General features: G+C 68.2%; 19 protein-coding genes and 1 pseudogene. 10 read left to right on the top strand and 10 right to left on the bottom strand.

Annotated elements, in window-relative coordinates:
* The first annotated feature begins 60 nt into the window (after window positions 1-60).
* Window positions 61-1,293: an MFS transporter gene (locus tag WS46_RS02580; protein WP_059689186.1), complete on the top strand. Its 1,233-nt coding sequence runs from the start codon at window positions 61-63 to the stop codon at window positions 1,291-1,293.
* Window positions 1,284-1,406 (top strand): hypothetical protein, encoded by a 123-nt coding sequence (locus WS46_RS36330; protein WP_059689185.1) that lies wholly within the window; start codon window positions 1,284-1,286, stop codon window positions 1,404-1,406. Before WS46_RS02580 ends, WS46_RS36330 begins: the two co-directional genes overlap by 10 nt.
* A gap of 51 nt (window positions 1,407-1,457) precedes the next feature.
* On the opposite strand, the gene WS46_RS02570 is transcribed toward WS46_RS36330, so the two are convergent.
* Window positions 1,458-2,936: a deoxyribodipyrimidine photo-lyase gene (locus WS46_RS02570; protein WP_059689199.1), complete on the bottom strand. Its 1,479-nt coding sequence runs from the start codon at window positions 2,934-2,936 to the stop codon at window positions 1,458-1,460.
* 318 nt (window positions 2,937-3,254) lie between these two features.
* Between WS46_RS02570 and WS46_RS02565 the strand changes: the two genes are divergently transcribed.
* Window positions 3,255-3,734, top strand: a complete 480-nt coding sequence (locus WS46_RS02565) for an SRPBCC domain-containing protein (RefSeq protein ID WP_059689184.1) — start codon at window positions 3,255-3,257, stop codon at window positions 3,732-3,734.
* A 69-nt stretch (window positions 3,735-3,803) separates the two neighbouring features.
* Here WS46_RS02565 and WS46_RS02560 read toward each other — a convergent pair whose 3' ends face one another.
* From WS46_RS02560 to WS46_RS02545, 4 genes are read right to left on the bottom strand one after another with little or no spacing between them, the layout of a single operon-like run.
* Window positions 3,804-4,790, bottom strand: a complete 987-nt coding sequence (locus WS46_RS02560) for a hypothetical protein (RefSeq protein WP_059689198.1) — start codon at window positions 4,788-4,790, stop codon at window positions 3,804-3,806.
* A 17-nt stretch (window positions 4,791-4,807) separates the two neighbouring features.
* Window positions 4,808-5,599 (bottom strand): SDR family oxidoreductase, encoded by a 792-nt coding sequence (locus tag WS46_RS02555; RefSeq protein WP_059689183.1) that lies wholly within the window; start codon window positions 5,597-5,599, stop codon window positions 4,808-4,810.
* 40 nt (window positions 5,600-5,639) lie between these two features.
* On the bottom strand, window positions 5,640-6,833 hold the full coding sequence (locus tag WS46_RS02550) for a sulfotransferase (RefSeq protein ID WP_059689182.1): 1,194 nt from the start codon (window positions 6,831-6,833) through the stop codon (window positions 5,640-5,642).
* Window positions 6,830-7,939, bottom strand: a complete 1,110-nt coding sequence (locus tag WS46_RS02545; RefSeq protein WP_059689181.1) for a DUF1214 domain-containing protein — start codon at window positions 7,937-7,939, stop codon at window positions 6,830-6,832. The genes WS46_RS02550 and WS46_RS02545 overlap by 4 nt, the downstream gene beginning before the upstream one ends.
* Before the next feature lie 190 nt (window positions 7,940-8,129).
* On the opposite strand from WS46_RS02545, the pseudogene cysD reads away from it, so the two are divergent.
* The 5 genes and pseudogenes from cysD to WS46_RS02520 form a co-directional block, all read left to right on the top strand.
* Window positions 8,130-9,050 (top strand): annotated as a pseudogene (gene cysD, locus WS46_RS02540) (sulfate adenylyltransferase subunit CysD); the annotation flags it as partial.
* On the top strand, window positions 9,050-10,963 hold the full coding sequence (cysN, locus tag WS46_RS02535) for a sulfate adenylyltransferase subunit CysN (RefSeq protein WP_059689179.1): 1,914 nt from the start codon (window positions 9,050-9,052) through the stop codon (window positions 10,961-10,963). The pseudogene cysD and the gene cysN, both read left to right, overlap by 1 nt.
* 122 nt (window positions 10,964-11,085) lie before the next feature.
* Window positions 11,086-12,273 carry a helix-turn-helix transcriptional regulator gene (locus WS46_RS02530; protein ID WP_059689178.1) on the top strand — a complete coding sequence of 396 codons (1,188 nt, stop codon included), beginning with the start codon at window positions 11,086-11,088 and terminating at the stop codon, window positions 12,271-12,273.
* A 278-nt stretch (window positions 12,274-12,551) separates the two neighbouring features.
* On the top strand, window positions 12,552-13,913 hold the full coding sequence (locus WS46_RS02525) for an MFS transporter (RefSeq protein ID WP_059689177.1): 1,362 nt from the start codon (window positions 12,552-12,554) through the stop codon (window positions 13,911-13,913).
* Complete coding sequence (locus WS46_RS02520; protein ID WP_059689176.1) at window positions 13,900-14,949, top strand: beta-propeller fold lactonase family protein; 1,050 nt, start codon at window positions 13,900-13,902, stop codon at window positions 14,947-14,949. Before WS46_RS02525 ends, WS46_RS02520 begins: the two co-directional genes overlap by 14 nt.
* Before the next feature lie 69 nt (window positions 14,950-15,018).
* Here the strand turns inward: WS46_RS02520 and WS46_RS02515 are convergent, their stop codons facing one another.
* On the bottom strand, window positions 15,019-16,056 hold the full coding sequence (locus tag WS46_RS02515) for an AraC family transcriptional regulator (protein WP_059689175.1): 1,038 nt from the start codon (window positions 16,054-16,056) through the stop codon (window positions 15,019-15,021).
* A 226-nt stretch (window positions 16,057-16,282) separates the two neighbouring features.
* Between WS46_RS02515 and WS46_RS02510 the strand changes: the two genes are divergently transcribed.
* Window positions 16,283-17,395, top strand: coding sequence for a fatty acid desaturase (locus WS46_RS02510; protein ID WP_059689174.1), 1,113 nt, complete (start codon window positions 16,283-16,285; stop codon window positions 17,393-17,395).
* 44 nt (window positions 17,396-17,439) lie between these two features.
* Here the strand turns inward: WS46_RS02510 and WS46_RS02505 are convergent, their stop codons facing one another.
* The gene (locus WS46_RS02505) at window positions 17,440-18,060 is read right to left on the bottom strand and encodes an HAD family hydrolase (protein ID WP_059535722.1); all 621 of its coding nucleotides are present in this window, start codon (window positions 18,058-18,060) and stop codon (window positions 17,440-17,442) included.
* A 97-nt stretch (window positions 18,061-18,157) separates the two neighbouring features.
* Between WS46_RS02505 and WS46_RS35010 the strand changes: the two genes are divergently transcribed.
* Complete coding sequence (locus tag WS46_RS35010) at window positions 18,158-18,862, top strand: hypothetical protein (RefSeq protein WP_156443064.1); 705 nt, start codon at window positions 18,158-18,160, stop codon at window positions 18,860-18,862.
* Here WS46_RS35010 and WS46_RS02500 read toward each other — a convergent pair.
* From WS46_RS02500 to WS46_RS02490, 3 genes are all read right to left on the bottom strand, one after another.
* Complete coding sequence (locus WS46_RS02500) at window positions 18,842-19,561, bottom strand: putative type VI secretion system effector (protein WP_156443063.1); 720 nt, start codon at window positions 19,559-19,561, stop codon at window positions 18,842-18,844. The two genes, WS46_RS35010 and WS46_RS02500, sit on opposite strands and share 21 nt — an antisense overlap.
* Window positions 19,562-19,690: 129 nt before the next feature.
* Entirely contained in the window at window positions 19,691-22,540 is a 2,850-nt protein-coding gene (locus WS46_RS02495) for a T6SS effector BTH_I2691 family protein (RefSeq protein WP_059689172.1), read from the bottom strand.
* A gap of 12 nt (window positions 22,541-22,552) precedes the next feature.
* Window positions 22,553-23,422: a DUF4123 domain-containing protein gene (locus WS46_RS02490; protein WP_257129910.1), complete on the bottom strand. Its 870-nt coding sequence runs from the start codon at window positions 23,420-23,422 to the stop codon at window positions 22,553-22,555.
* Window positions 23,423-23,439 lie beyond the last annotated feature (17 nt).

Genomic DNA, 23,439 nt, shown 5'->3' with positions numbered 1-23,439 from the left:
CGGATCGTCTAATCGGATCGAACGCGGCGTCGTGCCGCACGCATTCATCCGGAGACCCGCATGACCCCGATCGAACAGGACACCCGGCGCCGCTGGCTGCCGGTGCTCGCGGGCGGCCTCATCATGGGCGCCGCGCTCGGCATCCGCCACGTGCAGGGGCTGTTCCTCGCTCCCGTCACGCTCGACCACGGCTGGTCGCGCGAAGCGTTCGGCCTCGCGCTCGCGCTGCAGAACCTGATCTGGGGCATCGCGCAGCCGTTCACCGGGATGATCGCCGACCGCTTCGGGTCGGTGCGCGTGATCGTCGCCGGCATGCTGCTGTATGCGGCCGGGCTCGTCACGATGGCGTTCGCCGCGTCGGCCGGCGTATTCACGGTCGGCGCGGGGCTCGTGATCGGCGTCGCGCTGTCGGGGTCGGCCTTTGCGTCGATCTACGGCGCGCTGAGCCGGCTGTTTCCGCCCGACCGGCGCGGCTGGGCGCTCGGTGTCGCCGGCGCGATCGGCGGGCTCGGCCAGTTCTGCATGGTGCCGGTCGCGCAGGTGCTGATCGGCGGCATCGGCTGGCAGCATGCGTTCGTCGCGCTCGCGCTCGTCGCCGGGCTGCTCGCGCCGCTCGCCGTGCTGGTGCGCGACCGGCCCGCGCAGGCCGCGAGTCGCGCGGACGGCCCCGACCAGTCGATCGGCGCGGCGGTGCGCGAAGCGTTCGCGCATCGCGGCTTCTGGCTGCTGAACGCGGGCTTCTTCGCCTGCGGGTTCCAGCTCGCGTTCATCGCGACCCACCTGCCCGCCTACCTGCTCGATCACGGCCTGCCGGCGCGCCATGCCAGCGTCGCGCTCGCGCTGATCGCGTTGACCAACGTGGCCGGCACCTACGCATGCGGCCATCTCGGCGGCCTGCTGCGGCGCAAGTATGTGCTGTCCGTCCTGTATCTCGTCCGCGCGCTGGCGATGGCCGCGTTCGTCGCCGCGCCGTTGTCGCCCGCGAGCGTCTACGTGTTCGCGGCCGTGATGGGCTTCACGTGGCTCGGCACCGTGCCGCTGACCAACGGCGTGATCTCGCAGGTGTTCGGCGTGCGCTACATCGCGACGCTGTTCGGCTTCGTCTTCTTCGGGCACCAGCTCGGCAGCTTCTTCGGTGTATGGCTCGGCGCGCTCGTGTACGACGCGACGCATTCGTATCTGCCGCTTTGGATCGGCTCGATCGCGCTCGGCGTGCTGGCCGCGCTGCTGCACCTGCCGATCGACGACGCGCGCATCGCGCGTCCGGTGCCGGGCAAGGCCGCGTGGGCCTGATGCGCGCGGCGCTGGCCGTCGGCGCGCTCGCGTTCGTCGCGTGGTGCGGCGCGGCCTACTTCGATGCGGGCGTCGCGCTTGCGCTGCTCGAGCACGCGGCGTTCTGCAACTGACATGGCAAGCCGCACCGCGCGCACGGGTGTGACGGCTGCGCCCCGCGACGTCTAGTGACGCTTCGGCAGCGTGGCCAGCGCATCGAGCGCACGCCGCCGCGCGCCGTCGTGATCGACGATCGGCGCCGGATAGTCGACGCCGAGCCGCACGCCGGCCGCCGCGAGTTCCACGGGCGACGCCTCCCACGGCGCATGGATCGTCGCCGCGTCGAGGCCCGCGAGTTCCGGCACCCAGCGGCGCACGTAGGCACCCTGCGGATCGAACTTCCGCCCCTGCGTCACCGGATTGAAGATGCGGAAATACGGCGCGGCGTCGGCGCCGCAGCCGGCGACCCATTGCCAGTTCGCCGGGTTGTTCGCGACGTCCGCGTCGACGAGCGTGTCGTAAAACCAGCGCTCGCCGGCCCGCCAGTCGATCAGCAGATGCTTGACGAGAAACGATGCGACGACCATCCGCGCCCGGTTGTGCATCCAGCCGGTCGCCCACAGCTCGCGCATCCCCGCGTCGACGAGCGGATAGCCGGTCAGCCCGCGCTGCCAGGCGCGCAGCGCGGCGGGATCGTCGCGCCACGGCATCGCGTCGAACTGCGCGCGGAAGTTGTCGGTCGCGAGCGCCGGGAAGTGATACAGCAGCACGTGGCTGAATTCGCGCCAGCCGAGCTCGCTCAGGAATTTCTCGGCGCCGGCGGCGCAGGCCGCGCCGCCCGCCTGTGCGGCCCCCTGCGCCGCATGCCACACCTGACGCGGCGACACGTTGCCGAAGCGCAGGAACGGCGACAGCCGGCTCGTCGCCGGCCGATCGGGCCGGTCGCGCGTATCGGCATAGCCGGCCAGCGACTCGACCGAAAACGCGTCGAGCCGCGCATGCGCGCCGGCCTCGTCGGGTGCCGGCCATGCGTCGCGCAGGCCGCTCGCCCAGTCCGGCGCGCCCGGACGCAACGCGAGCGCGTCGAGCGCCAACGCGCGTTCGCGCACGCCGGCCGGCCACGGGTGAAACGCGATCCTTGCGGGCGCCGGCAACGGCGCCGCCACCGTGCGATCGCGCCGCACCGCGCGCCAGTATGCGGTGAACACCTGGAACGGCGTGCCGGCGCCCGTCAGCACGTCCCACGGTTCGTTCAGCAGACTGCCGTTGCTGCTCTCGACCTCGAGGCCGCGCGCCTTCAGCGACGCCTTCAACGCCGCATCGGCATCGCGCTGCGGCAGCGCATAGCGGCGGTTCCAGTACACGGCCGCCGCGCCCGTGTCGTGCACGACGCGCTCGATCTCGCGCGGCGCATCGCCGCGCAGCAGCAGCAGGCGGCCGCCATGACGCGCGAGCGCCGCGTCGAGTCCGGCGAGCGCCCCGTGCAGCCACCAGCGCGCCGCGCCGCCGAGCGCGCGCCCCGCGCTTTCGCCCGTATCGTCGACGTACACGCACACGAGCGGCCGGCCCGACGCGACCGCGCGCGTCAGCGCGGGCTGGTCGGTCACGCGCAGATCGTCGCGGAACCACACGACGGCAGGAGCAACGGACGACTTCGCTGGCACGGGCACCTCGGGGCAGGAAACGGAAGAGTGACCGGTATTGTCGCGGCATGGTCGCGCGATGTCGATGTCCGACGCGCGGACGGCGCGCGCAAACGCGTCGCGTACCGACGCCGCCGCCCCGCCGGATCGCGAGCCCGGTGAAACGCCTTAGTCCATTCCGACGATTCTTCGCCGCACGCGCCGGCCTACGCTCGATGTCGGGTTCGCCGCGATGCGCGGCACGCGCCGGCCGCGGGTCGGCCACGCGTATCGCGCAGCGCATCCGCCCGGGCGCGCCCGCGGTCCCGTCCTCACCGTCAATCTCACCCGATACCCGCCATGACCAAACCCGCCAATCTCGTCACCTCGATCACCGTCGCGATCGACGCCCCCGCTGCCGTCGTCTGGGAAGTGCTGACCGACTTCCCGCGCTACGGCGAATGGAACACCTTCTGCGTCGGCCTCGAAACGACCGGCCGGATCGGCGACTTCGTGTACATGCAGGTGCGCATTCCGGGCACGGAGACGGTGATTCCCGTCAACGAAATCCTCGTCGCGTGCGAGTCCGAGCGTCTGCTGTCGTGGGAGCAGCGCCCGACCGACGACAACAAGGACGCAGCGCGCCGCGACCAGTACGTCGAAGCCGACGGCGCCGAACGCTGCCGCTACTTCACGACCGATCAGTTTCTCGGCATCAACGCGGAAACGATCATGCGCGAGCACGGCGGCTGGGTGAAACAGGGGTTCGACCAGTGCGCGCGCGACGTGAAGCGGCGCGCGGAAGCGCTGCACGCGTCACGTCGGCGCAAAAGCGCGTGAGGGAGAACGGCCGATGTCCGCGCGCGCCGTGGCATCGCTGCACGGCGTGCGCGTCGCAGGCCCCCGCGTTCAGTCGAGACGGAAGGCCGCCTCGAAACGCTCGGCGAACGCGTCGAACTCGCTTTCCGGCAGATGGTTGATGCCGCCGGCGCGCTTGCGTCCGCCGCCGGTCGGGAAACCGCGGCAGAATTCGTCGGCGCCGAGCGGCCGGCCGTCGGGCACGCGCACGCTGACGACGAGCCCGCCCTGCGCACGCGGCGACAGCACCGCGAGCGCCGCATGCGGTGCATTGCGCATCCGCTCGTTCGCGAGCATCCCCGTCGCGCGCCGCGCCCACGGATGATCCGGCATCCTGATCAGCGTCGCGCCCGGCACGTCGCGCAGCGGCGCGAGCGCGCATGCACGCGCCATGTCGTCGCGATAGCCGTCGCGCAGCGCGGCGAACACCGGCGTGCCGCGCACGAAGTCGAGCGGATCCGCGCACGGCAGCATCGCATCGGCCAGCACGGCCGGATCGAAATGCAGATCGTCGACGCAGTCGCCGTATGCGTTGTAGTTCAGGTAGAGCCCGAGTTCGGCGAGCGTGCCGCGCTCGGCCTCGTCGAGCGCGTATTCGCGCGCAAGCGCGTCGCCGAGCGCCGGCAGTTCGTCGCCGAACGCCGCGACGATCGCCCAGCGCACATGGCGGCCGCCGAGATGGCGATTCACGAGCGCGCTCGTGCAGACGTCGGCGGCCGTGTCGATATACGCGTCGAAGCGCGGATCGCCCGGCAGCTCGCCCGCGAAGTGATGGTCGAAGTAGCGGACCGCCGCGCCGTCGCGCAGCAGCCGCGCGCAGGCGTCGCGGTTCTGGTCGTGCGACACGTCGAGCACGGTCACGCGGTCGCCGGCTCGCGCGTCGATTCGCTCGAGCAGCCTGATGTCGCGCTTCACGCCGGTCACGAGCGTGCCGCGTTCGCCCTCCGCGAGCCGCAGTTGCTGCAGCGCGCACAGGCCGTCCGCGTCGCCGTTGAACGCGAAGAAATGTCGTCCCCGCCGGGGTTCCCGTTCCTGCATCATCCGTCGCTCCGTCCTCAGGGCATGAAGTCGCCGCCGTTCGCGTCCAGCGTCGCGCCGGTCACCGCGTTCGCGTAATCCGACGCGAGGAACAGCGCCGCGCGCGCGCAGTCGTCGTCGGTCGACAGCTTCGCGAGCGCGATGTTCGACGCGATCGGCGCGATGATCTCCTCCTCCGTCATCCCGTACTCGGCTGCGGCCTGCCGGAAATACGTCTGCGTCGGCACGCCCCACATCCAGCCCATGTGGATGCTGTTCGCGCGGATCCCGTGCACGCCGAGCTCGCGTGCCAGGTATTTTGCCGCAACCGCGAGCGCGCCCTTCGACATAGCGTAGCCCGATTCCCCTGCAAACGGCTTGCGGGTCGCCTGCGTGTTGATCATCACGATCGCGCCGCGTTTCTGCCGCTTCATGTGCGGGACGATTTCCTGCGTGAGCGTCATCGTGCCGAACACGTTGGTGTCGAACACCGCGCGCCAGCCATCGAGATCGGCTTCCTCGACCGCCTCCGGAAACGTGCCGTGCACGAACGCGCTGTTCACGAGCGCGTCGATCCGGCCGAAGCGCTCGACCGCCTGCGTCGCGAGCTGCCGGCACTGCGCGCGCTCGGCGATGTCGGTTCGCACCTTCAGCACGTCGCACGCGACGCCGAGTGCGCGGATTCGCGTTTCCGCGTCGTCGAGCTTTTCCATCGTGCGTGCCGCGACGACCACGCCGCGCGCGCCCTCGCGTGCCGCCTCGACGGCGAGCTTCACGCCGAGCCCCGGCCCGATTCCGGAAATCACGACGATCTTGTCCTTCAGCAACATGGGTTGTCTCCTGGTTGTCGTTGGTCTCGCGGGCGCGCCGTCAGCCGGCGGCCCGCAGGTGCCGCGCGCGATACGCGGCGAAGTCGTGCGCCAGTTGCGCATCGGTGAAGCCGAAGCGCGCGATCGAATAGTCGTGCGCGGCGCGCCTGTCGCGGCCGTTGCGCGCGATCCAGTCCGTCATCGCCGCGCGCTGCCGTGCATCGAGCGGCATGCCGGCGAAGCCGTACACGGCTTGCGCGACGCCGAGCGGATTCGACACGGTGTCCTCGAAACGCACGTCGAGAAACCGCTCGGGCGGCAGCGCGTCGCGCGCCGCCATCGCCGCGTCGATCGCGCGCGCCATCCCCGCGTTCCACTGCGCGCCGACCGTGCGCGGATCGGGGTCGTCCGCGTACATCTGCCACAGCGTGTGCGCCATGCTCGCCATCGACGGAATCGTCTGCGCCGGATCGCGATGCGTGAGCACCACCTGCGCGCGCGGAAACACGCGGCACAGCACGTCGAGCGCATGCAGGTGCTGCGGCGTCTTCAGCAGCCAGCGCTCGGCCGGCGCGACGCCGCGCCGCGCCTTCTGCCACTGCAGGAACTGCAGCATCCGCTTCAGATACGTATAGACGGGCGTCAGGTCCTGCTTCGCGAGCCACGCCGTATAGCCCGGCACGTTCGCGTACGAATCCATCGCGCACACGAACGAATGCTCCATCAGCATGAACTCCTCGTCGGCGAGCATCGCGTCGAGCGGATGGATCGTCAGGATCTGCGGGATGCAGTCGATCATCGTCGCGACCTCGGACCGCGCGCGCGCGATGCGCACGGTCGGCGCGTCGAGCGTCTCGCCGGCGAGCGGCGCCGGATAACGCGTTTCCCACCACGCGGCCGAATGAAAGCGCGGGTCGACCGCGAGCAGCCGCTGCAGCAGCGTCGTGCCGGTGCGCGGCAGGCCGACGATCACGAGCGGATCGTCGATCTCGATGTCGGCGATCTCCGGATGACGACGGCAGTAATCCTCGACGACGAGCCGGTTCGCGAGTTGGCCGACGAGCTTCTCGCGCATCATCTCCGCGCCGCGCGCGGAGAGCCGCGCCTCGTCGATCAGCGATGCGCACATCACGTCGAGCGCCTCGCGATACGGGCCGTCGCCGAACGCGGCGAGGCCGCCCGCGCGCGACACGGCCTCGGCGATCAGCCCATCGGCATCGAGCAGCGTGCGGGTCCGGTCGAGCGGCGCGTTCATGCGGCCTCCTTCAGCGCGGCGAGCTTGACGACGCGCGTGCGCGGATGCACCGGCCGCGCGGCGCCGACCCAGCGCCAGCAGATCGTGCCGGTGCGATGCCCGGCCGTATCGAGCCAGTTCGCGTCGCCCGGCCGCGACGCGGCGACCACCACCGTCACGCCGCCGTCGGCATTCAGCCGCGCGCCGTGCTTGTTCACGCAGATGTCGAAGTGCCGGTAGTCGAGCGACTCCATCCAGTAGTTGTTGAGCTGCACGTTCCAGAAGTCGCAGTCGGGCACCGTGTCGACGTCGATCACGAGCGCCTCGTCGTCGGCCAGCGACCAGCACGAGTGGTAGTAGTAGATGTTCGGATCGCCGCCGACCGACTGGCACAGCGCCTGGTCCGCGGGCGGCAGCGCGTTCACGTGCGCCCCGTAGCTCGCGGCCCAGTCGGCGAACAGCTTCGACGTCTGCTCGACGAACCGCGCGGCGCGCATGAGGCCGCCCTGCAGCACGAGCGGGTCGAGCGGCGCCGGGCGCTCGTGCGCGCCGATGCGCTCGATCTTCAGTTGCGCGGGCGTCTCCGCGCGCCGGTCGAGGAAGGTCTGGCGCACCAGCAGCGCGTTCGTATCCGGCGCCATGCGTACCCAGTTGCCCGCGTGCGGCGTCGCGCTCAGCACGATCTCGAAGCTGCCGTCCGGCGCGATCTCGAGCTGCTTCGCATCGAGAAACCCGGTCTGCAGCATCTTGCCGTCCGTCTCGTAGCCGCCCTTCTGCGTGCCGAAGCTCAGGTACGCGACCGTGCCGCGCCGCCCCGTCACGCGATAGTCGCAGCGGCCGTCGAGGCGCGCGTACTGGTACAGGTTGTCGGGATTGTCGGCGCCGATCTTCGCGGTCTCGTGCGAGGGCGAGAAGAAGCCGGGCCATGCGCCGTCCGCGAACTCGACGTGCATTTCGAGCGCGATGCGCAACAGCCGGCTCAGGTAGCGGAACCCTTCCGCGCGCGTGAGCGGATCGCCCGGCGCCTCGGCGCGCATGATCTGCTGTCCGCTGCGTTTCAGGGTGTCGCAGAAATCGGCCCAGGTCTGGCCCGAAAGCAGTTGCGTGGCACGTGTGTCGTCCGTCATGTGTCGTCTCCGCCGGTGGTCGAGCGCTCACCTTAAGCGAGCGCTCCACGCGCCACTTCGTCCGGGTGGACTAAGGAAAGATCCGCTGCGCCGCCGTGCCGCGGTTTAGTCCACCCGGACGAAGAGCGGCACCGCCGTCGCTCGATACCGTTGGCGTCATGCACGCAACGCCGCACATGTCGCGCGGCGCCGGCATGCAACAAGGAGACGAACGATGTTGACCCACTTGGAGCGACTGGAGGCCGAAAGCATCCACATCATGCGCGAGGTGGTCGCGGAAAGCGAAAACCCGGTGATGCTCTATTCGATCGGCAAGGACAGCTCGGTCATGCTGCATCTCGCGATGAAGGCGTTCTACCCGGCGAAGCCGCCCTTTCCGCTGCTGCACGTCGATACGACGTGGAAGTTCCGCGAGATGATCGCGTTTCGCGACGCGACCGCCGAGCGTCTCGGCCTCGACCTGCGCGTGCACGTGAACCCCGACGGCGTCGCGAACGACATCAATCCGTTCACGCACGGCTCGGCCGTGCACACCGACGTGTGGAAGACGCAAGGGCTCAAGCAGGCGCTCGACCACTACGGCTTCGACGCCGCGTTCGGCGGCGCGCGCCGCGACGAGGAGAAATCGCGCGCGAAGGAGCGCATCGTGTCGCTGCGCTCCGAGCAGCACCGCTGGGATCCGAAGCGCCAGCGGCCCGAACTCTGGTCGCTGTACAACGCGCGCAAGCGCCGCGGCGAAAGCCTGCGCGTGTTTCCGATTTCCAACTGGACCGAGCTCGACGTCTGGCAATACATCCGGCTGCACGACATTCCGATCGTGCCGCTCTACTACGCGAAGGAGCGGCCGGTGGTCGAGCGCGACGGCGCGCTGATCATGGTCGACGACGAACGCCTGCCGCTGCGCGAAGGCGAAGTGCCGCAACTGCGCAAGGTGCGCTTTCGCACGCTCGGCTGCTATCCGCTCACGGGCGCGATCGACAGCGACGCGAGCTCGCTCGACGAGATCCTGCAGGAGATGCGCGACACGCGCACGTCCGAGCGCCAGGGACGCCTGATCGACAGCGATTCGGCCGGCTCGATGGAAAAGAAGAAACAGGAGGGATATTTCTGATGGCACACGTTCTGACCGCGCCCGAGGCGCTCGCGCACCCGGCTCCCGTCCCGCATGCCGACGATGCCCGGACGAAGGACCTCCTTCGCTTCATCACGTGCGGCAGCGTCGACGACGGCAAGAGCACGCTGATCGGTCGCCTGCTCTACGAATCGAACATGCTGTTCGACGACCAGCTGACCCAGCTCGAAGCCGATTCGAAGAAAGTCGGCACGCAAGGCGGCGACCTCGATTTCGCGCTGCTCGTCGACGGCCTGTCGGCCGAGCGCGAACAGGGCATCACGATCGACGTCGCGTACCGCTTCTTCGCGACCGCGCGACGCAAGTTCATCGTCGCCGATACGCCCGGCCACGAGCAATACACGCGCAACATGATCACCGGCGCGTCGACCGCCGACCTCGCGGTGATCCTGATCGATGCGCGCAAGGGCGTGCTCACGCAGACGCGCCGCCACAGCCATCTCGTCGCGCTGATCGGCATCAGGCGCGTCGTGCTCGCGATCAACAAGATGGATCTGGTCGACTACGATCGCGCGGTGTTCGAGCGCATCGACGCCGACTATCGCGCGTTCGCGGCCGAGCTCGGTCTCGACGAGATCGTCAGCATTCCGATGTCCGCGCTGCGCGGCGACAACATGATCGCGTCGAACACGCGGATGCCGTGGTACGCGGGTCCGCCGCTGATGCAGCATCTCGACACGCTGCCGCTCGTCGAGCGCGTGACGCGCGACGAACCGTTCCGCCTGCCGGTGCAATGGGTCAACCGTCCGCATCTGAACTTCCGCGGCTATGCCGGCAGCATCGCGTCCGGCGAAGTGCGCGTCGGCGAACGCGTGCGCGTGCTGCCGTCCGGCCGGGAAAGCCGCGTCGCGTCGGTGATCACGCCGGCCGGCGAAGCCGACGTCGCGCGTGCCGGCGAAGCGGTGACGCTCACGCTCGCCGACGAAATCGACGTCAGCCGCGGCGACATGATCGCGCGCGCCGACGCGCCGCCGGAGGTGGCCGATCAGTTCGAGGCGACGCTCGTGTGGATGCACGACGACCCGCTGCTGCCCGGCCGGCCGTATCTCGTGAAGCTCGGCACGCAGACGGTCGGCGCGACCTGCGCGACGCCGAAGTACAAGATCGACGTGAACACGCGCGAGCATCTCGCCGCGCGCACGCTCGCGCTGAACGAGATCGGCGTGTGCAACCTGAGCTTCGACCGGCCCGTCGCGTTCGATCCGTACGACCGGAACCGTCACACGGGCGGTTTCATCGTGATCGACCGCTTCACCAACGACACGGTCGGCGCCGGGATGCTGCACTTCGCGCTGCGCCGCGCGCACAACGTGCACTGGCAGGCCGTCGACGTCGACCGCGACGCGCGCGCGACGCAGAAGGCGCAGACACCGCGCATCGCATGGCTGACCGGGCTGTCCGGCGCGGGCAAGTCGACGATCGCGAACCTCGTCGAGCAGCGGCTGCATGCGCTCGGCAAGCACACGTACCTGCTCGACGGCGACAACGTGCGGCACGGGCTCAACCGCGATCTCGGCTTCACCGAGGCCGATCGCGTGGAGAACATCCGGCGCGTGGCCGAAGTCGCGCGGCTGATGCTCGATGCCGGGCTCATCACGCTCGTGTCGTTCATCTCGCCGTTCCGCGCGGAACGCGACATGGCACGCGCGCTGGTCGGTGCCGACGAGTTCGTCGAAGTGTTCGTCGACACGCCGCTCGCGGTTGCCGAGGAACGCGATCCGAAGGGGTTGTACAAGAAGGCGCGCAAGGGCGAACTGAAACACTTCACGGGCATCGACTCGCCGTACGAGCCGCCCGCGCAGCCGGAACTGCGCATCGACACGGTGGCCGAGTCGCCGGAAGCGGCGGCGGACCGCATCGTCGCGTACCTGCTGCGCGAGCGCGTCGCCTGACCCTCGCCGGCCGCGTCGCACGGGCACGGCCCGCGTCGTCTACTCCGTTCGGATGACGCGGGCCGCCGGCCGGCCGGTATGCTGGGTCGGACGCATTCACCCCGCCCCAGGAGAACTCGAGCATGCGGATCGCGCTGGCGCCCGACGACACGGCCGCGCACGACGGTTTCGACGACGCGGCATGGACGGCCCGCGAACTCAGCGCGTGGCTCGGGCTCGTCTATCAGGGCCTGTCCGAAGCGACGCCGTGGGCGGGCTTTCTCGAAGCGATCCGCGTGCGGCTCGACGCGCGCTTCACGACGCTCGTGCTGCGCAACCCCGGCGGCTCGCGGCGCGGGCTCATCATCAACGCATCGGCCGACGGCCCGCTGCTGCCCGGCGAGCCGTCGTACAGCGAGCAGTTCTATGCGCTGTGCCCGTTTCTCGACCAGCCGCCCGGCCAGGTGTTCACGGCCGACGGGCTGTTCGGCGCCGCCCGCTGGCGCGCGCACGATTTCTACCGGCAGTACCTGCAGCCGCTCGACCTGCGCTTCATCCTCGGCGCGAACCTGCGCGGCGAGCGCGGCGTCGAGTGCGCGTTCTTCGTGAGCCGCGCGCATCATGCCCGCGATTTCGACGCGGCCGAACGCGCGCAGGTCGCGACGCTGCTGCCCCACCTGCAGCGCGCGATCGAGCTGCATGCGGCGCTCGACGTGCTCGACGCCGAGCGCGCGCTGTACGCGGGCACCGTCGACCGGCTCGACGTCGGCACCGCGATCCTCGACGAGGACGGCCGCGTGATCAAGCACAACCGCATCGCCGAACGGCTGATCGCGCAGCAGGACGGACTGTGCCTGCGCCAGGAGCGGCTCCACGCGTCGTGCCCGCTCGACGAGCGCCGGCTGCAGAAGGCGCTGCAGGCCGCGCTCGAGCATTTCCGCACGGGCGCGCTCGGGCGCATCGAGGCCACCACGCTGTCGCGCCCCGGCGGCGCGATGCCGTTGAACGTGCTGCTGCGCCCGCTCGCGCCCTATCGCGGCGCGGAGGACCGCCAGCATCGGCCGGCCGTCGCGGTGTTCGTCCGCGATCCGGCGTCGTCGCCGCAGACCTCGCGCGACATGCTGCACCGGCTGTTTCGCCTCACGCCGATGGAAACCGAGATCGCGCTGCTGCTCGTCGACGGCCTGACGCTCGACGAAGCGGCCGCCGCCACCGGCATCACGAAGAACACCGCCCGCGCGCATCTGCGCGGCATCTTCGCGAAGACGGGCGCCACGCGCCAGGCCGTGCTCGTGAAAATGCTGCTGAACAGCGTCGTGTCGATGGCGTAGCGGCGCCGCCCCCGGGGTGACGCCGCTGGCGGCGCGAAGCAGCCCGCCGAGCGCCGGTTGTCGTTCGTCTGGCCGCCCCATGTCATACGTCATCGGATGTGATAAGGGCTGACGATGTCCTCATGATATCGCCCAATATTTGCGCATTTTCCGGGTAAACCCGCGACGCCATCGCAGGTTCTCAGGCGTACCATGTCATACGACGACATACTACTTAGATCACCACCCGACGCCGACGCGGGCCGCCGCCCTCGTCCGCCGCCCGACCGGAGACTCCCTTGACCACGCCTGCCCTGCCCGGCCGCGACCCGCTCGCGTCCGCCGTCTCGAAAGTGAAATGGCACGTGCTGCCGCTCGTGCTGATCATGTTCATCGCGAACTACATCGACCGCGTGAACGTCGGCTTCGTCGATCGCCACCTGGAAGCGTCGATCGGTATCGGCGCGGCGGCGTACGGGCTCGGTGCCGGCCTGTTCTTCGTCGGCTACGCGCTGTTCGAAGTGCCGTCCAACCTGCTGATGCAGCGCTACGGCGCGCGCATCTGGCTCGCGCGGATCATGGCGACGTGGGGCATCGTCGCCGCCGCGATGGCGTTCGTGTGGAACGACACGTCGTTCTACGTGCTGCGCTTCCTGCTCGGCGCGGCCGAGGCCGGCTTCTTCCCCGGCGTCGTGCTGTACCTGTCGCAATGGCTGCCGCCGCAGGAGCGCGGCAAGGCGATGGCGATCTTCCTCGGCGGCTCCGCGTTCGCGTCGGTGCTGTCCGGGCCCGTCACCGGCGCGCTGCTGTCGATCCACGGCTTCGGCCTGCAAGGCTGGCAGTGGATGTTCCTGATCGAAGGGATGTTCTCGGTCGCGCTGTGCGGCGCGAGCTGGCTGCTGCTGAAGTCGCACATCCGCGACGCGACGTGGCTCACCGCCGACGAACGCGCGGCGCTCCAGAACGCGCTCGATGAAGAACGCGCGACCCGCGACGTGCGCTCGAAAGTGCACGTATCCGCCGCCACGCTGCTGCGCGACCCGCAGATCATGCTGTTCTGCTTCCTGTATTTCTCGATCCAGCTGACGATCTACGCGGCCACCTTCTGGCTGCCGACCATCATCCGCAAGATGGGCGGCCTCACCGATTTCCAGGTCGGCCTCTACAACACGATTCCGTGGATGATCGCGATCGGCGCGATGTACGGCTTCGCGGTGCTGTCCGCGAAGTGGAAGCATCCGCAGCGCTGGCTGTCGTTCGCGCTCGTGCTCGCCGCGTGCGGGCTGTTCGCGTCGACGTCGCACGATCCCGTCTGGTCGTTCGCGTCGATCTGCTTCGCCGCGCTCGGCTTCAAGGCCGCGGCGTCGCTGTTCTGGCCGATCCCGCAGGGCTACCTCGACACGCGCGTGGCCGCCGCCGTGATCGCGCTGATCAACTCGGTCGGCAACCTCGGCGGCTTCGTCGCGCCAACGGCCTTCGGCTATCTGAAGCAACATACGGGTTCGATCACGGGCGGCCTGTATGCGCTCGCGATCGCCTCCCTCGTCGCCGCGGTCGCCGCGCTGTTCGCCCGCACGCATCGGCGCAGCGATCCGCCGCGCGGCCTGCCGGCCGACGAGTCCTTCACGAACACCACCATGCTCCGTCATGCCGAACACTGACCGCCTGACCGTCGTCGTCTCGAATGCCGTCGACGGCGACCTCGCCACGTTCTCGCTCACGTCCGACGGCGCGCTCGCGCCGCTCGCCCGCTACCCGGCCGGCGACGTCGCGATGCCGGTCGCCGTGCAGCCCGATCGCGCGCGGCTGTACGTCGCGACGCGCGGCGCGGCGCCGACGATCGTCGCATTCCGCGTCGCGACGGGCACCGGCGCGCTCGCCCGCATCGGCGCGACCGCGATCGACGCGAGCCACGCGTACCTGTCGCTCGATCGCAGCGGCCGCTGGCTGCTCGGCGCGTCGTACGGCGGCAACGCGCTGAGCCTCTACGACGCCGCGCGCGTGCGCGACGGCGACGGCGAGCCGCTGCAGGTCGCGGACGGCATCGCGAACGCACATGCCGTCGTCGTATCGCCGGACAATCGGTTCGCATACGTGAGCTCGCTCGGCTCGGACCGGATCTTCACGTTCGCGCTGGTCGAGAATGCCGGCGGCCTGCGCGCGGTCGAGCACGGCGAAACGCGCGTGCCGGGCGGCTTCGGCCCGCGTCACCTGCGCTTCGCGCGCGACGGCCGCACGCTCGTCGCGGTCAGCGAATTCCAGGCCACGCTCGCGGCCTTCCCGCGCGACGTCGACAGCGGCCGCCTCGGCGACGCACAGGTCAGCGCGCGCCACCCGGCGGTCGCCGACCTCGCGCAAGGCCATGCGCGCCCGCCCGCGCCGACCGAACCCGCCGTGTGGGCCGCCGATCTCCACCTGACGCCCGACGAGCGCTTCGCGTATGTCAGCGAACGCACGTCGAGCCAGTTGCTCTGCTATCGCCGCCATCCGGACGGCACCTTCGAACCCGCGCACGCGACGGCCACCGAAACGCAGCCGCGCGGCTTCGCGATCGATCCGTCGGGACGCTGGCTCGTCGCGTGCGGCGAGCAGTCGGAATACGTGTCGGTCTATGCGATCGCGCCAGGCGACGGCACGCTGTCGTTGCATGCGCGCGTGCCGGGCGGTCGCGGCGCGAACTGGGTTGCGATCGTCTGACGGGTCGAATGACCGATGGATCGATGCAGGGCGCACGACCGACACCGGCCCGCGCCGCCCTGAGCGTCGTCAGCGCCGCTCGCTCGGCGCGACGCCGGTCCAGCGCTTGAACGCCCGCGTGAAATTGGCGCGGTCGGTGTAGCCGACCCGCGCCGCGATCTCGTCGACCGGCAGACGCGTGCCCTCGAGCAACCGGAGCGCATCGCGCAGCCGGATCTCGTCGAGCAGCGCCGAATAGGTCGTGCCGAATTCCGCGAGCTTGCGTTTCAGCGTGCGCGCCGACACGTGCAGCTCGCGCGCGACTTCGTCCACCGACGGATAACCGGCGTCGCCGCAGATCAGCAGGTTGCGCACGCGCTCGACGATGCTTTCCGCATAGCCGAGGCGCGCGAGTTCTGCCTCGCATTGCTGGACGATCATCTGCGCGGTCTGCGCGTTCGCGGTGCCGATCGGCTCGTCGAGCAGCGCGGCGTCGCAGCGGATGCGGTTCGCGCTCGCGTCGAAATGACAGCGCGGCAGCCGCGCGCGATAGCGCTCGAACCACGGTGGTTCCGGCCATTCGAAATGCAGCTCCGCGCGCGACTGCAGCGTGCGACCCGGCGCGGGATCGAGCAGCGAGTTGAACAGGATCGCCGTCTCGACCAGGAAATTTTCCACCGCGAACTGGCGCAGGCGGCCGAGCGGAAACGCCTCGAGCACGTCGATATCGACGATCCCGTCGAGCTGCGCGAGTCGCACCGAAAAGAACGGCACGCGCGTCGGCAGATAGCGGATCCCGAGCGCGATCGCCTCGCCGAGCGTCGCGCAGCTCATCAGCCCGAAGCCGATCAGCCCGGATTTCGTGAGACTGCTGCGCAGGCCGATCTCGATCGCGATCGACGGGTCGTCCGTCGCCTCGAGCAGGTTGAACACGATCGCCGCCTGTTGCAGCGGCGTGATGCGCGCGTCGGGCCGGGCAAGCCGGTCGCGCTCGACGCCCGACCCGGCGAGAATCCGGCCGCCGTCGATGCCGCGCTCCTCGGCGAGCATCAGCATGAACAGCGCATACGCGGACGATACCGTCGCCTTGTTCAGCTGGCGCGCGGCATCCGGAACGGACAGGGCCATGCGGCGGACTCCGGAGCGGTTTCGGCGGATTGTAGCGTCGCTGGCCCGCAATGACACCACGGCGGCACTCTAGCCGCATGACGCCGCAGCGCGGGCCGGCGGGCGGGCCCATGTGGCCCGAAATGACACCATCATTGGCACCGGCGGCCCTCGCATGCGCCACGACGCGCACCTATGCTTGTCACATCGGCATTGCGCCCCACTCTTTCCGCACGGATTCCGGTCGATGAGCCAATCTGCACGAACCGTCTTTCGCCACGACGCCGACAAGGTCGCGTACGTCCGCCGCGAGGTCAACGCCGCGAGCGACGCGATCCGCGCGCGCTTTCCGCTGCTCGACAACCAGAATCTCGTCGGCGCGACCGTGATGGCCGTGTCGGTGAGCGCGATGCTCGCGATCGCCTGGCTGTATGCGCGCGGCGCGATCGCGTGGTACGTCGCGCTGCCGCTCGCCGCGTTCGTCACGTCGCTGATCCACGAGCTCGAGCACGACCTGATCCACCTGATGTACTTCAAGAAGACGCCGTGGGCCTATCACCTGATGATGGCGCTGTGCTGGCTCACGCGGCCGGGCACGATCAACCCGTGGACGCGCCGGCGCATGCACCTGCATCACCACAAGGTGTCGGGCGGCGAATCGGATCTCGAGGAATTCGGCATCACAAACGGCGAACGCTGGGGCGTGAAGCGGCTGCTGATGATCGCGGACGGGATGCTCGCCGTCGTGCTGCGGCCGCATGCGATGCGCCGCAAGGTCAAGCAATACGTGGCCGCGCAGCCGGTGCAGGATGCGGCCGAACGCGTGCAACTGCGCATCGAGCAGGTGTCGTCCTACATGCCGATCGGTCACCTGTACTACGCGCTGTGGCACGCGTTCATCGTCTATCACGCCGGCCTGTTCGCGCTGCATGCGCTCGGCTATGCGGTGACCGTGCCGGCCGTCGTCGAGCGCGTGATGCACGTCGTCGATTTCCTCGCGGTCGTGTGGCTCGGGCCGAACTTCGTGCGCAGCTTCTGCATCAACTTCGTCAGCTCGAACATGCATTACTTCGGCGACATCGATTCGCGCAACGTGATCCAGCAGACGCAGGTGCTGAATCCATGGTGGATGCTGCCGTTCCAGCTGTTCTGCTTCAACTTCGGCAGCACGCACGCGATCCATCACTTCGTGGTGCGCGATCCGTTCTACATCCGGCAACTGACCGCGCGCACCGCGCATCAGGCACTGCGTGAAGTCGGCGTGCGGTTCAACGACGTCGGTACGTTCAGGCGTGCGAATCGGTGGGGCGCGTATCGTCCGGTTCGCGGTGTGCGCGGCACGCGGCGGGCCAACGCTTGACGGCAGCGCGCGGCGTCGCCCGCCGCGCCGGTCCCGTCAGTCCATCAGTCGCCGATCGGCGGCATCGGCCCCTGCCCGCGGATCCACGCCCAGTTCGCGAGTTCGGCCATTTCCTTGTCGCCGCGGCTGTCGCCGTAGGCGAACAGCTTCGCCGGCAGCCGATTGCCCCACCAGCCGCGCAAGCGTACGACCTTCTGCGGGCCCCAGCAGTTCTCGCCGTTCAGTCGTCCGGTGAACGTGCCGCGCTCGAACGCGAGGCGCGTCGCGAGCACCGTGTCGATGCCGGCCGTCTTCGCCCATTTCTCCAGATACAGCGACGGCGACGCGCTGACCAGCACGACTTCATGCCCGCGCGCCTGATGCTCGCGCACCCGTTCCAGCATGTCCGGGCGCACGAGGTTCGGCAGGTAGCCGTCGACGAAGCTGCGCGCCAATCCGTCGAGCGCGTCCTCGCGGATCGGCCCGAGCGCGAACCACGCGAACTTCGCTTTCGCATCGCCGCGCGACAGCAGCCCGGCCTTCATCGCGACGATCCACGGCAACGCGCGCAGCCCGGCCCATGCGAAACGCGGCGTGCCGACCGCGTAGCGGACGAAATGGCGAAAGCTGTCGGTGGTGGTGATGGTGCCGTCGAAATCGAATGCGGCGACGATGCGGTCGGTCATGGGGAGGCGGGAAAGCGGTGAGATGCCCGGGAAGATAGCAGACTCGCGGTGCCGTGCGTGAAACGGCGAGACGCAGCATGGCCCCGCCAGCGGCCGCATGCGGCGCAACGCACGTGGCCATACCGTGCCGTTCGCTCAGCGCTGCGGCCGTGCGGCGAATGTGCCGCTCGATGCGCGGCGCGTAGTCGGGATAGAGATTCGGGAAGCTGGCCTGCGCGGCGCGAAAGCACGCGTCGAGCTGCGGGTGGTTTGCTTCGCCGAACAGCGCGCGGCCGACCGCTTCGGCGGGCGGCACGCGCACGCCTTTGTCGGCCGCGGGTGCCGGCCCGAAGTCGAGCGCCTGCGGCTCGGGCACGCGCGCGGCCGGCGCACCGGGCGGCGCATCGAACGCAAGACGCCCGGGCGTGCGCTCGGGCGTCGTATCGAACTCGAGCCGCTTCGGCTCGTCGGACGGATTCGTCATCGCTGCTTCCGGCCCAGCGCCGCGGTGTTCCGCACGCCGGGCTGCCGCCAGTCAGACCGCGCCGCCGTACGGGCGCACGAAATCGCCGAGGCCGCGGTTGTAGCCGCGCCGACGGCCTTGCGCTTTCCACATGCGAACCGAATGCACGCCGCCGACGGACAGGATCAGGGCAAATGCGAGCAGCACGGAGATCGTCATGATTTGGAGTGTGGGACCAGACGGACGATCAATGACCGCACGATTGCCGCACCGCTCGGTTGCCGGTGGGCGATACGTCGCGCATTCCTCCACGCGGGCACTGGAACCGCGTTGCGCCCGTCAGTAGCGAAAGATCCGTAGTCCATAACTGGGGCCGTCGCCGTCACGCTTCTTCCCCTTCGACGTCCGTTTCAGGTCGATCACGGCCGGGTCAGCCCAGCCGAACGTCTCGAACATGCGCTCCGAAATCGCGATGAACGGCCGGTCCTTGCGGTAGGCCGAAATCGCAAAAAACGACAGCAGCAACGCAACGAAGAGAACAGATATGCCGGTGTAGAAAAACTTGTCGAACATCGATTGTTCGGGCGCCGCAACAAAAAACGCGTAGGCCATGCCTGCCGCCCAGAACGCCAAGATCGTCAAACAGATCCTGGTTGACTTGCGGATATACGCTCGCTTTCCGCTCGTACAGTGAGGGTAGACCGCGATCAGCCCGTCATCGACCCGGCGCACCGCGAAACATGTCGCGCCAGTCGCTGCCGGCTCGGCCACGACCTCGACTTCGTCGTTCTCCCGGAACGGACACCGCCACAGCCAGCCTTCGACATGCGTGTCGCCCACATCGAACGACACCTTATCCACCTCTTCGTTACTGCTCCCCGCCGAAATGGCAATGCCGGTTGCAAGACCCGTCATTCCCGAAAGCCCGATTCCCACAGCCCCCACGCCGGTCGCCACTTTATCGGCCTCGGTACGCATGAAGTCGCGAGTGGTCTTCGTACGCCGCAGGTTCTGCATCCGACCGCGCACAAGCGTGGCCCGTCCGATTTGATTCTGCATATTGAAATACCTGTCGTCCGTGTTCGTCCAAGTGTTTTCTCGACACATCGCGCCACGCAAAACACCCGGCAGTGGAGTCCTCTTGACGTCCCCACTCGATGTCCCACCCCCCATCGAACGGAGAATTCGTCATCGCACGCCCGCCAGGGCCTTGCCGAATTCGTCGACCTGCTTCTTCACGTCCCGGTCGGTATAGCGCGGGACTTCACGCTCGATGAAGAAATCTTTCTCCAACCCGGTTCCAAATGCGCATCGGGTACACCAAGCCTCCAGCACGTTGGGGGTGAAATACCAGATCAACCCTTGCACAACGAGCAATACAACCGTCGCCTCCCAACCAAGCAGCATACCCACCGCACGGAAGGCGGCAAACGCCGCGGCGCGTTCGGCCAGCCCCTCGACCACGCCGACAATGACCTGGGTACCGTAGCGACTGGCCACCCGCTTCAACAGCGGGCCTGACTTGCCGACGGCGCTGATGAACACCGCCGTGCCCGTCGCGGCGCCGGCCACGACCTTGATTGTCGTCAGGAAGAACACCGTATTCTGCTTCTTCGTCAGGCTTTCGGCAGCCGACTTGCCGTCCATCCACGCACCGATGAAGGCGCCTGCGGAGCCTAACCCGCCGCCGACCAGTTTCCACGCCTGCGATCTCGTTGATTTCTGTAGCGTCGCGTAGAAGGGCGCCATGCTGATATCAACAAGACCCGAGCATAGCGAGGCCCCCGAGCTGATCAGATTGAGCGTGGTGTTTTCGTCGTGCGGCATCACCATCAGCTTGTAGAAATTCACCGCCTCGAGAAGGCTGGTGACGACGGTCACGCGCGCCGAGCGTAGTTGGGCATTACCCTCCTCGGTCAGCTTGAGCTGGTTCCATGCCTCGGAAAGCGCGCGGGACCGCGACGCCTTGCCCATGCCGCCCAACGCTTCTTCGCCCTGGATAAACCCGTGCGCGACGCGCATCGTGTTCAAGACCTCCTTGCGGCTCAATCCCTCCAGCTCGGCCTGCTTCCTGACGAGATTCAGCGTATCGACATCGCTGATGCCCGCGCGCTGCAGGAAAATGGTCTGGATGATCTTTTCCCCGACGAAGTCCGCGCCCTGGTTGACACGGAATTTTCTGAAAATCGAATCGCCCGCGGTCATTGCAATTTGATCGATCTCGAGTGCCCTGATCAACTTGCCGACCGGCGTGATGTTCTTCTGGTCCTTTTCCACTGCAAGACTGGCGAGCTTCTTGTAATAGCCGACGACCGTCTTGATGCTCGCGGCAACCGACGCGATCTTGTCCACGTTGCCCTGCAGCGGCGTCTCCTTGGCGCTTTGCGCGCTCTGCAACGCCTGCGTCAATTGCACGCGCCCGTCCTTCTGGTTCATCGCAATCGCGCGCCACACGATGCTCTCGATCTTCGTTGCGTCCAGCAGTGCGACAAGCGAATCGACGAGGTGCCGTCCCTTGGGCGAGGAATTCAGACCGAAGATCGCCGTGCCCACCGCAACCTCGTACGCAATGCCGTCGAAAAAATCCGAGTCGTGACAGTCGCCGAGCGTCGCCAGCCAAAGCCCCGCCTTCAGCCAGTGACCGATGTCGTCCGTGCGCGCCTCCTGCAACGCCTGCACCTTGTCCTGTATTTCCGCGTACTTCTTGCGAAATGCCTCGATGTCCGCGCGCTTGAGCTTGGCCTCATAACGCGGCCACGCGTCGTCATGCGCGTCCTTCAGGCGTTTCTGCTTCGTCCGGTTGATGTCGGCGATCGTCGCGTCGGTCTTCTGACGCCACGCCAGACGCTCGGCGTCGGAGCGGAACGACTGCACCTGTGCCACGTACGGGCCGCCCAGTCCGTTCTTCGCGAGATAGTCGTAGTCGTCCGCCGTCTGCAGCGAGCGCGTGCGTTCGGGGCCCTCGGGCAACGTGGCGGCACGTTTGCGCAGCGCCGCCGCACTGTCCTTCAGTCCGGCGGTCGTCGCCTGTCCGGTCTCGGACTGGAAACGTGACTCGCTGTCGACCGCCCCCTTCTCGAGCGCCTCCTTCGCCGTATCGATGTCGCGCAGTGCCGTGATCTGAAGCGCACGTTCGACAACGTACCGATCGAGCCACGACACCGCGTCGTTGCGAAATCCGTTGAGTTCGTGCGCGATCCCCACTGCGTCCCACAGCGCCAGCATCATCGGCTGACAGGGCGCACCATCCGACACCGAACTCGCCTGTGCAACCTTGACGAGCTGTGCCGATGCGACCTTGTTCCAGATGCCCTGACGCACCGCCCATGGGTAACGGGTCGTGCATAGGTTCAGCACGTTGTCGCGACAGGCGCCGGTCGCGCCGCGACTGATTTCCGGACGAAAATCGTACGGCAGGCTGCTGACTTCGAGCGGTGTTTCCGCGACATCTCCCGCGTATTCGATCACGTGCTGCAAGTTCGCCGCAGTGAGCGGCGCGACGTGTGGTCCAGGTTTCGGGGCGGCTACCCACGCTGCCGGGTCGATAGCCTGCATGCGATTCCGACGCACTTCCGCCGCCTCCGGGCTGTCGGCGCCGTAGCGCTTGATGGTGGCGTCGCTCCACGGCCGCTCGCTGAACGCGACCCATACCTTGCCGCACTCCTTGGGCTTCTCGATGACCACGTATTGCACACGCAGTGCATTGTGCCCGGTGCGCGAGCAGGCTTTCGGCGCCTCTGCACTTCTCGCGACGGCCGGGTCGAGCAGTTTCGTCAGCGTGCCGTCAGCCGCGCTGGCGTAGACCTCCCAATGGAATTTGCCGCGCGGGCCGCGCTCGTAGAGGAAGTAGACGAATCCTTCACGCAACTGGCGAAGCGCATACTTGCTCTCGGTCAGCGACACCTCCTTGATACCGGCGCCGCTGAACGGGCCCAAAGCCGGCGCGGCAAATGCCTTCGGCACGACAGCGTATCGCGGCAAATACACCGCCAGCCCCTGCAACTGGCAGACCGCACAACGATCGGCGGTTTCCGACATGTTCTTTCCTTCTTATTGATTTGCTCGCCCGGTCGGCCGCGTTTCACGAATCGCCGCCCAGTCGGCTTCGGTCAGATCCGAGACGGCCAGGCTGTAATACGCGTCTGCAGGCCGATTGCGCAACGCGCGCTGGACAAGCGGATGCAGATCGAAATCCACGCCGAATTCCATCGTATGGATCGCAAACAGTTCGAGATCCTCCGGATCGCTCAATCCGTACGCGCGTGCCCGCGTCAGCATCTCGGGCAATTTCGCGAAATCGTCCGGCTGTACCGCCTGCCCACCCGCGCGCCTGTGCGCCCAGGCTCGATTGATCGGGCGCACGTCGAACAACTTCGTCCATTGGCCGTCGTCGAAATGCGGGAACGGTTCGCGTTCGCCATCGATGCGATCTCCGTCCGGTGCACGGCAGTCAATCCACTCGCCCCAGCGCCCCAGCGTGCGCCACAGCACAACCGGACCCAGCAGAACCCGCCGCTGCGCCGCGTCGCAGACTCGCCATATCCCTTCGAATGCGGCCGGGTCGGCAAGCGCGAGCAATCGCTGCCCCTGACCATCGGCACGCTGCTGTACGAAGATGTTCGACAAATGCCGCACGACTGAATCCGTGCGCTCGGCAGTAAACAGGAAAGCACCCATGCGATGGCCACGCCCTTCCGCCAGCGCGTTCGGCGACCAGTCGTCCACCGTCCGCTCGAGCACGCGGCGGCACATCTCGGCGGCAGTCGGATGGTCGAGATCGAGTTCGATCACCGACGGCCAGTAGTCGGGCGACAAACGCTCCGGACATATCGGCACCTCGACGACCGACTCGCCGATCGTCTTCAGCACATCGATTTCTTCGGGGCTGAACGGATGCAATATCGCCGGCCCGGTCAGCAACAGGCAATGCGACAACC

The organism is Burkholderia sp. RF4-BP95, from assembly GCF_001521985.1.
GTDB classification, from domain to species: Bacteria; Pseudomonadota; Gammaproteobacteria; order Burkholderiales; family Burkholderiaceae; genus Burkholderia; species Burkholderia diffusa.
Note: the sequence above shows the minus strand (reverse complement) of the source record. Positions and strands in the feature narration are given on the sequence as shown.

What these genes read in the sequence shown, in the direction of transcription:
- WS46_RS02520 (WP_059689176.1), top strand. Translation starts at nt 13,900, where the DNA reads ATGCCGAACACTGACCGCCTGACCGTCGTCGTCTCGAATGCCGTCGAC.
- WS46_RS02530 (WP_059689178.1), top strand. Translation starts at nt 11,086, where the DNA reads ATGCGGATCGCGCTGGCGCCCGACGACACGGCCGCGCACGACGGTTTC.
- WS46_RS02510 (WP_059689174.1), top strand. Translation starts at nt 16,283, where the DNA reads ATGAGCCAATCTGCACGAACCGTCTTTCGCCACGACGCCGACAAGGTC.
- WS46_RS02580 (WP_059689186.1), top strand. Translation starts at nt 61, where the DNA reads ATGACCCCGATCGAACAGGACACCCGGCGCCGCTGGCTGCCGGTGCTC.
- WS46_RS35010 (WP_156443064.1), top strand. Translation starts at nt 18,158, where the DNA reads ATGCGGCGCAACGCACGTGGCCATACCGTGCCGTTCGCTCAGCGCTGC.
- WS46_RS02565 (WP_059689184.1), top strand. Translation starts at nt 3,255, where the DNA reads ATGACCAAACCCGCCAATCTCGTCACCTCGATCACCGTCGCGATCGAC.
- WS46_RS02500 (WP_156443063.1), bottom strand. Translation starts at nt 19,561, where the DNA reads ATGCAGAATCAAATCGGACGGGCCACGCTTGTGCGCGGTCGGATGCAG.
- WS46_RS02515 (WP_059689175.1), bottom strand. Translation starts at nt 16,056, where the DNA reads ATGGCCCTGTCCGTTCCGGATGCCGCGCGCCAGCTGAACAAGGCGACG.
- WS46_RS02550 (WP_059689182.1), bottom strand. Translation starts at nt 6,833, where the DNA reads ATGAACGCGCCGCTCGACCGGACCCGCACGCTGCTCGATGCCGATGGG.
- WS46_RS02555 (WP_059689183.1), bottom strand. Translation starts at nt 5,599, where the DNA reads ATGTTGCTGAAGGACAAGATCGTCGTGATTTCCGGAATCGGGCCGGGG.
- WS46_RS02560 (WP_059689198.1), bottom strand. Translation starts at nt 4,790, where the DNA reads ATGCAGGAACGGGAACCCCGGCGGGGACGACATTTCTTCGCGTTCAAC.
- WS46_RS02505 (WP_059535722.1), bottom strand. Translation starts at nt 18,060, where the DNA reads ATGACCGACCGCATCGTCGCCGCATTCGATTTCGACGGCACCATCACC.
- cysN (WP_059689179.1), top strand. Translation starts at nt 9,050, where the DNA reads ATGGCACACGTTCTGACCGCGCCCGAGGCGCTCGCGCACCCGGCTCCC.
- WS46_RS02495 (WP_059689172.1), bottom strand. Translation starts at nt 22,540, where the DNA reads ATGTCGGAAACCGCCGATCGTTGTGCGGTCTGCCAGTTGCAGGGGCTG.
- WS46_RS02545 (WP_059689181.1), bottom strand. Translation starts at nt 7,939, where the DNA reads ATGACGGACGACACACGTGCCACGCAACTGCTTTCGGGCCAGACCTGG.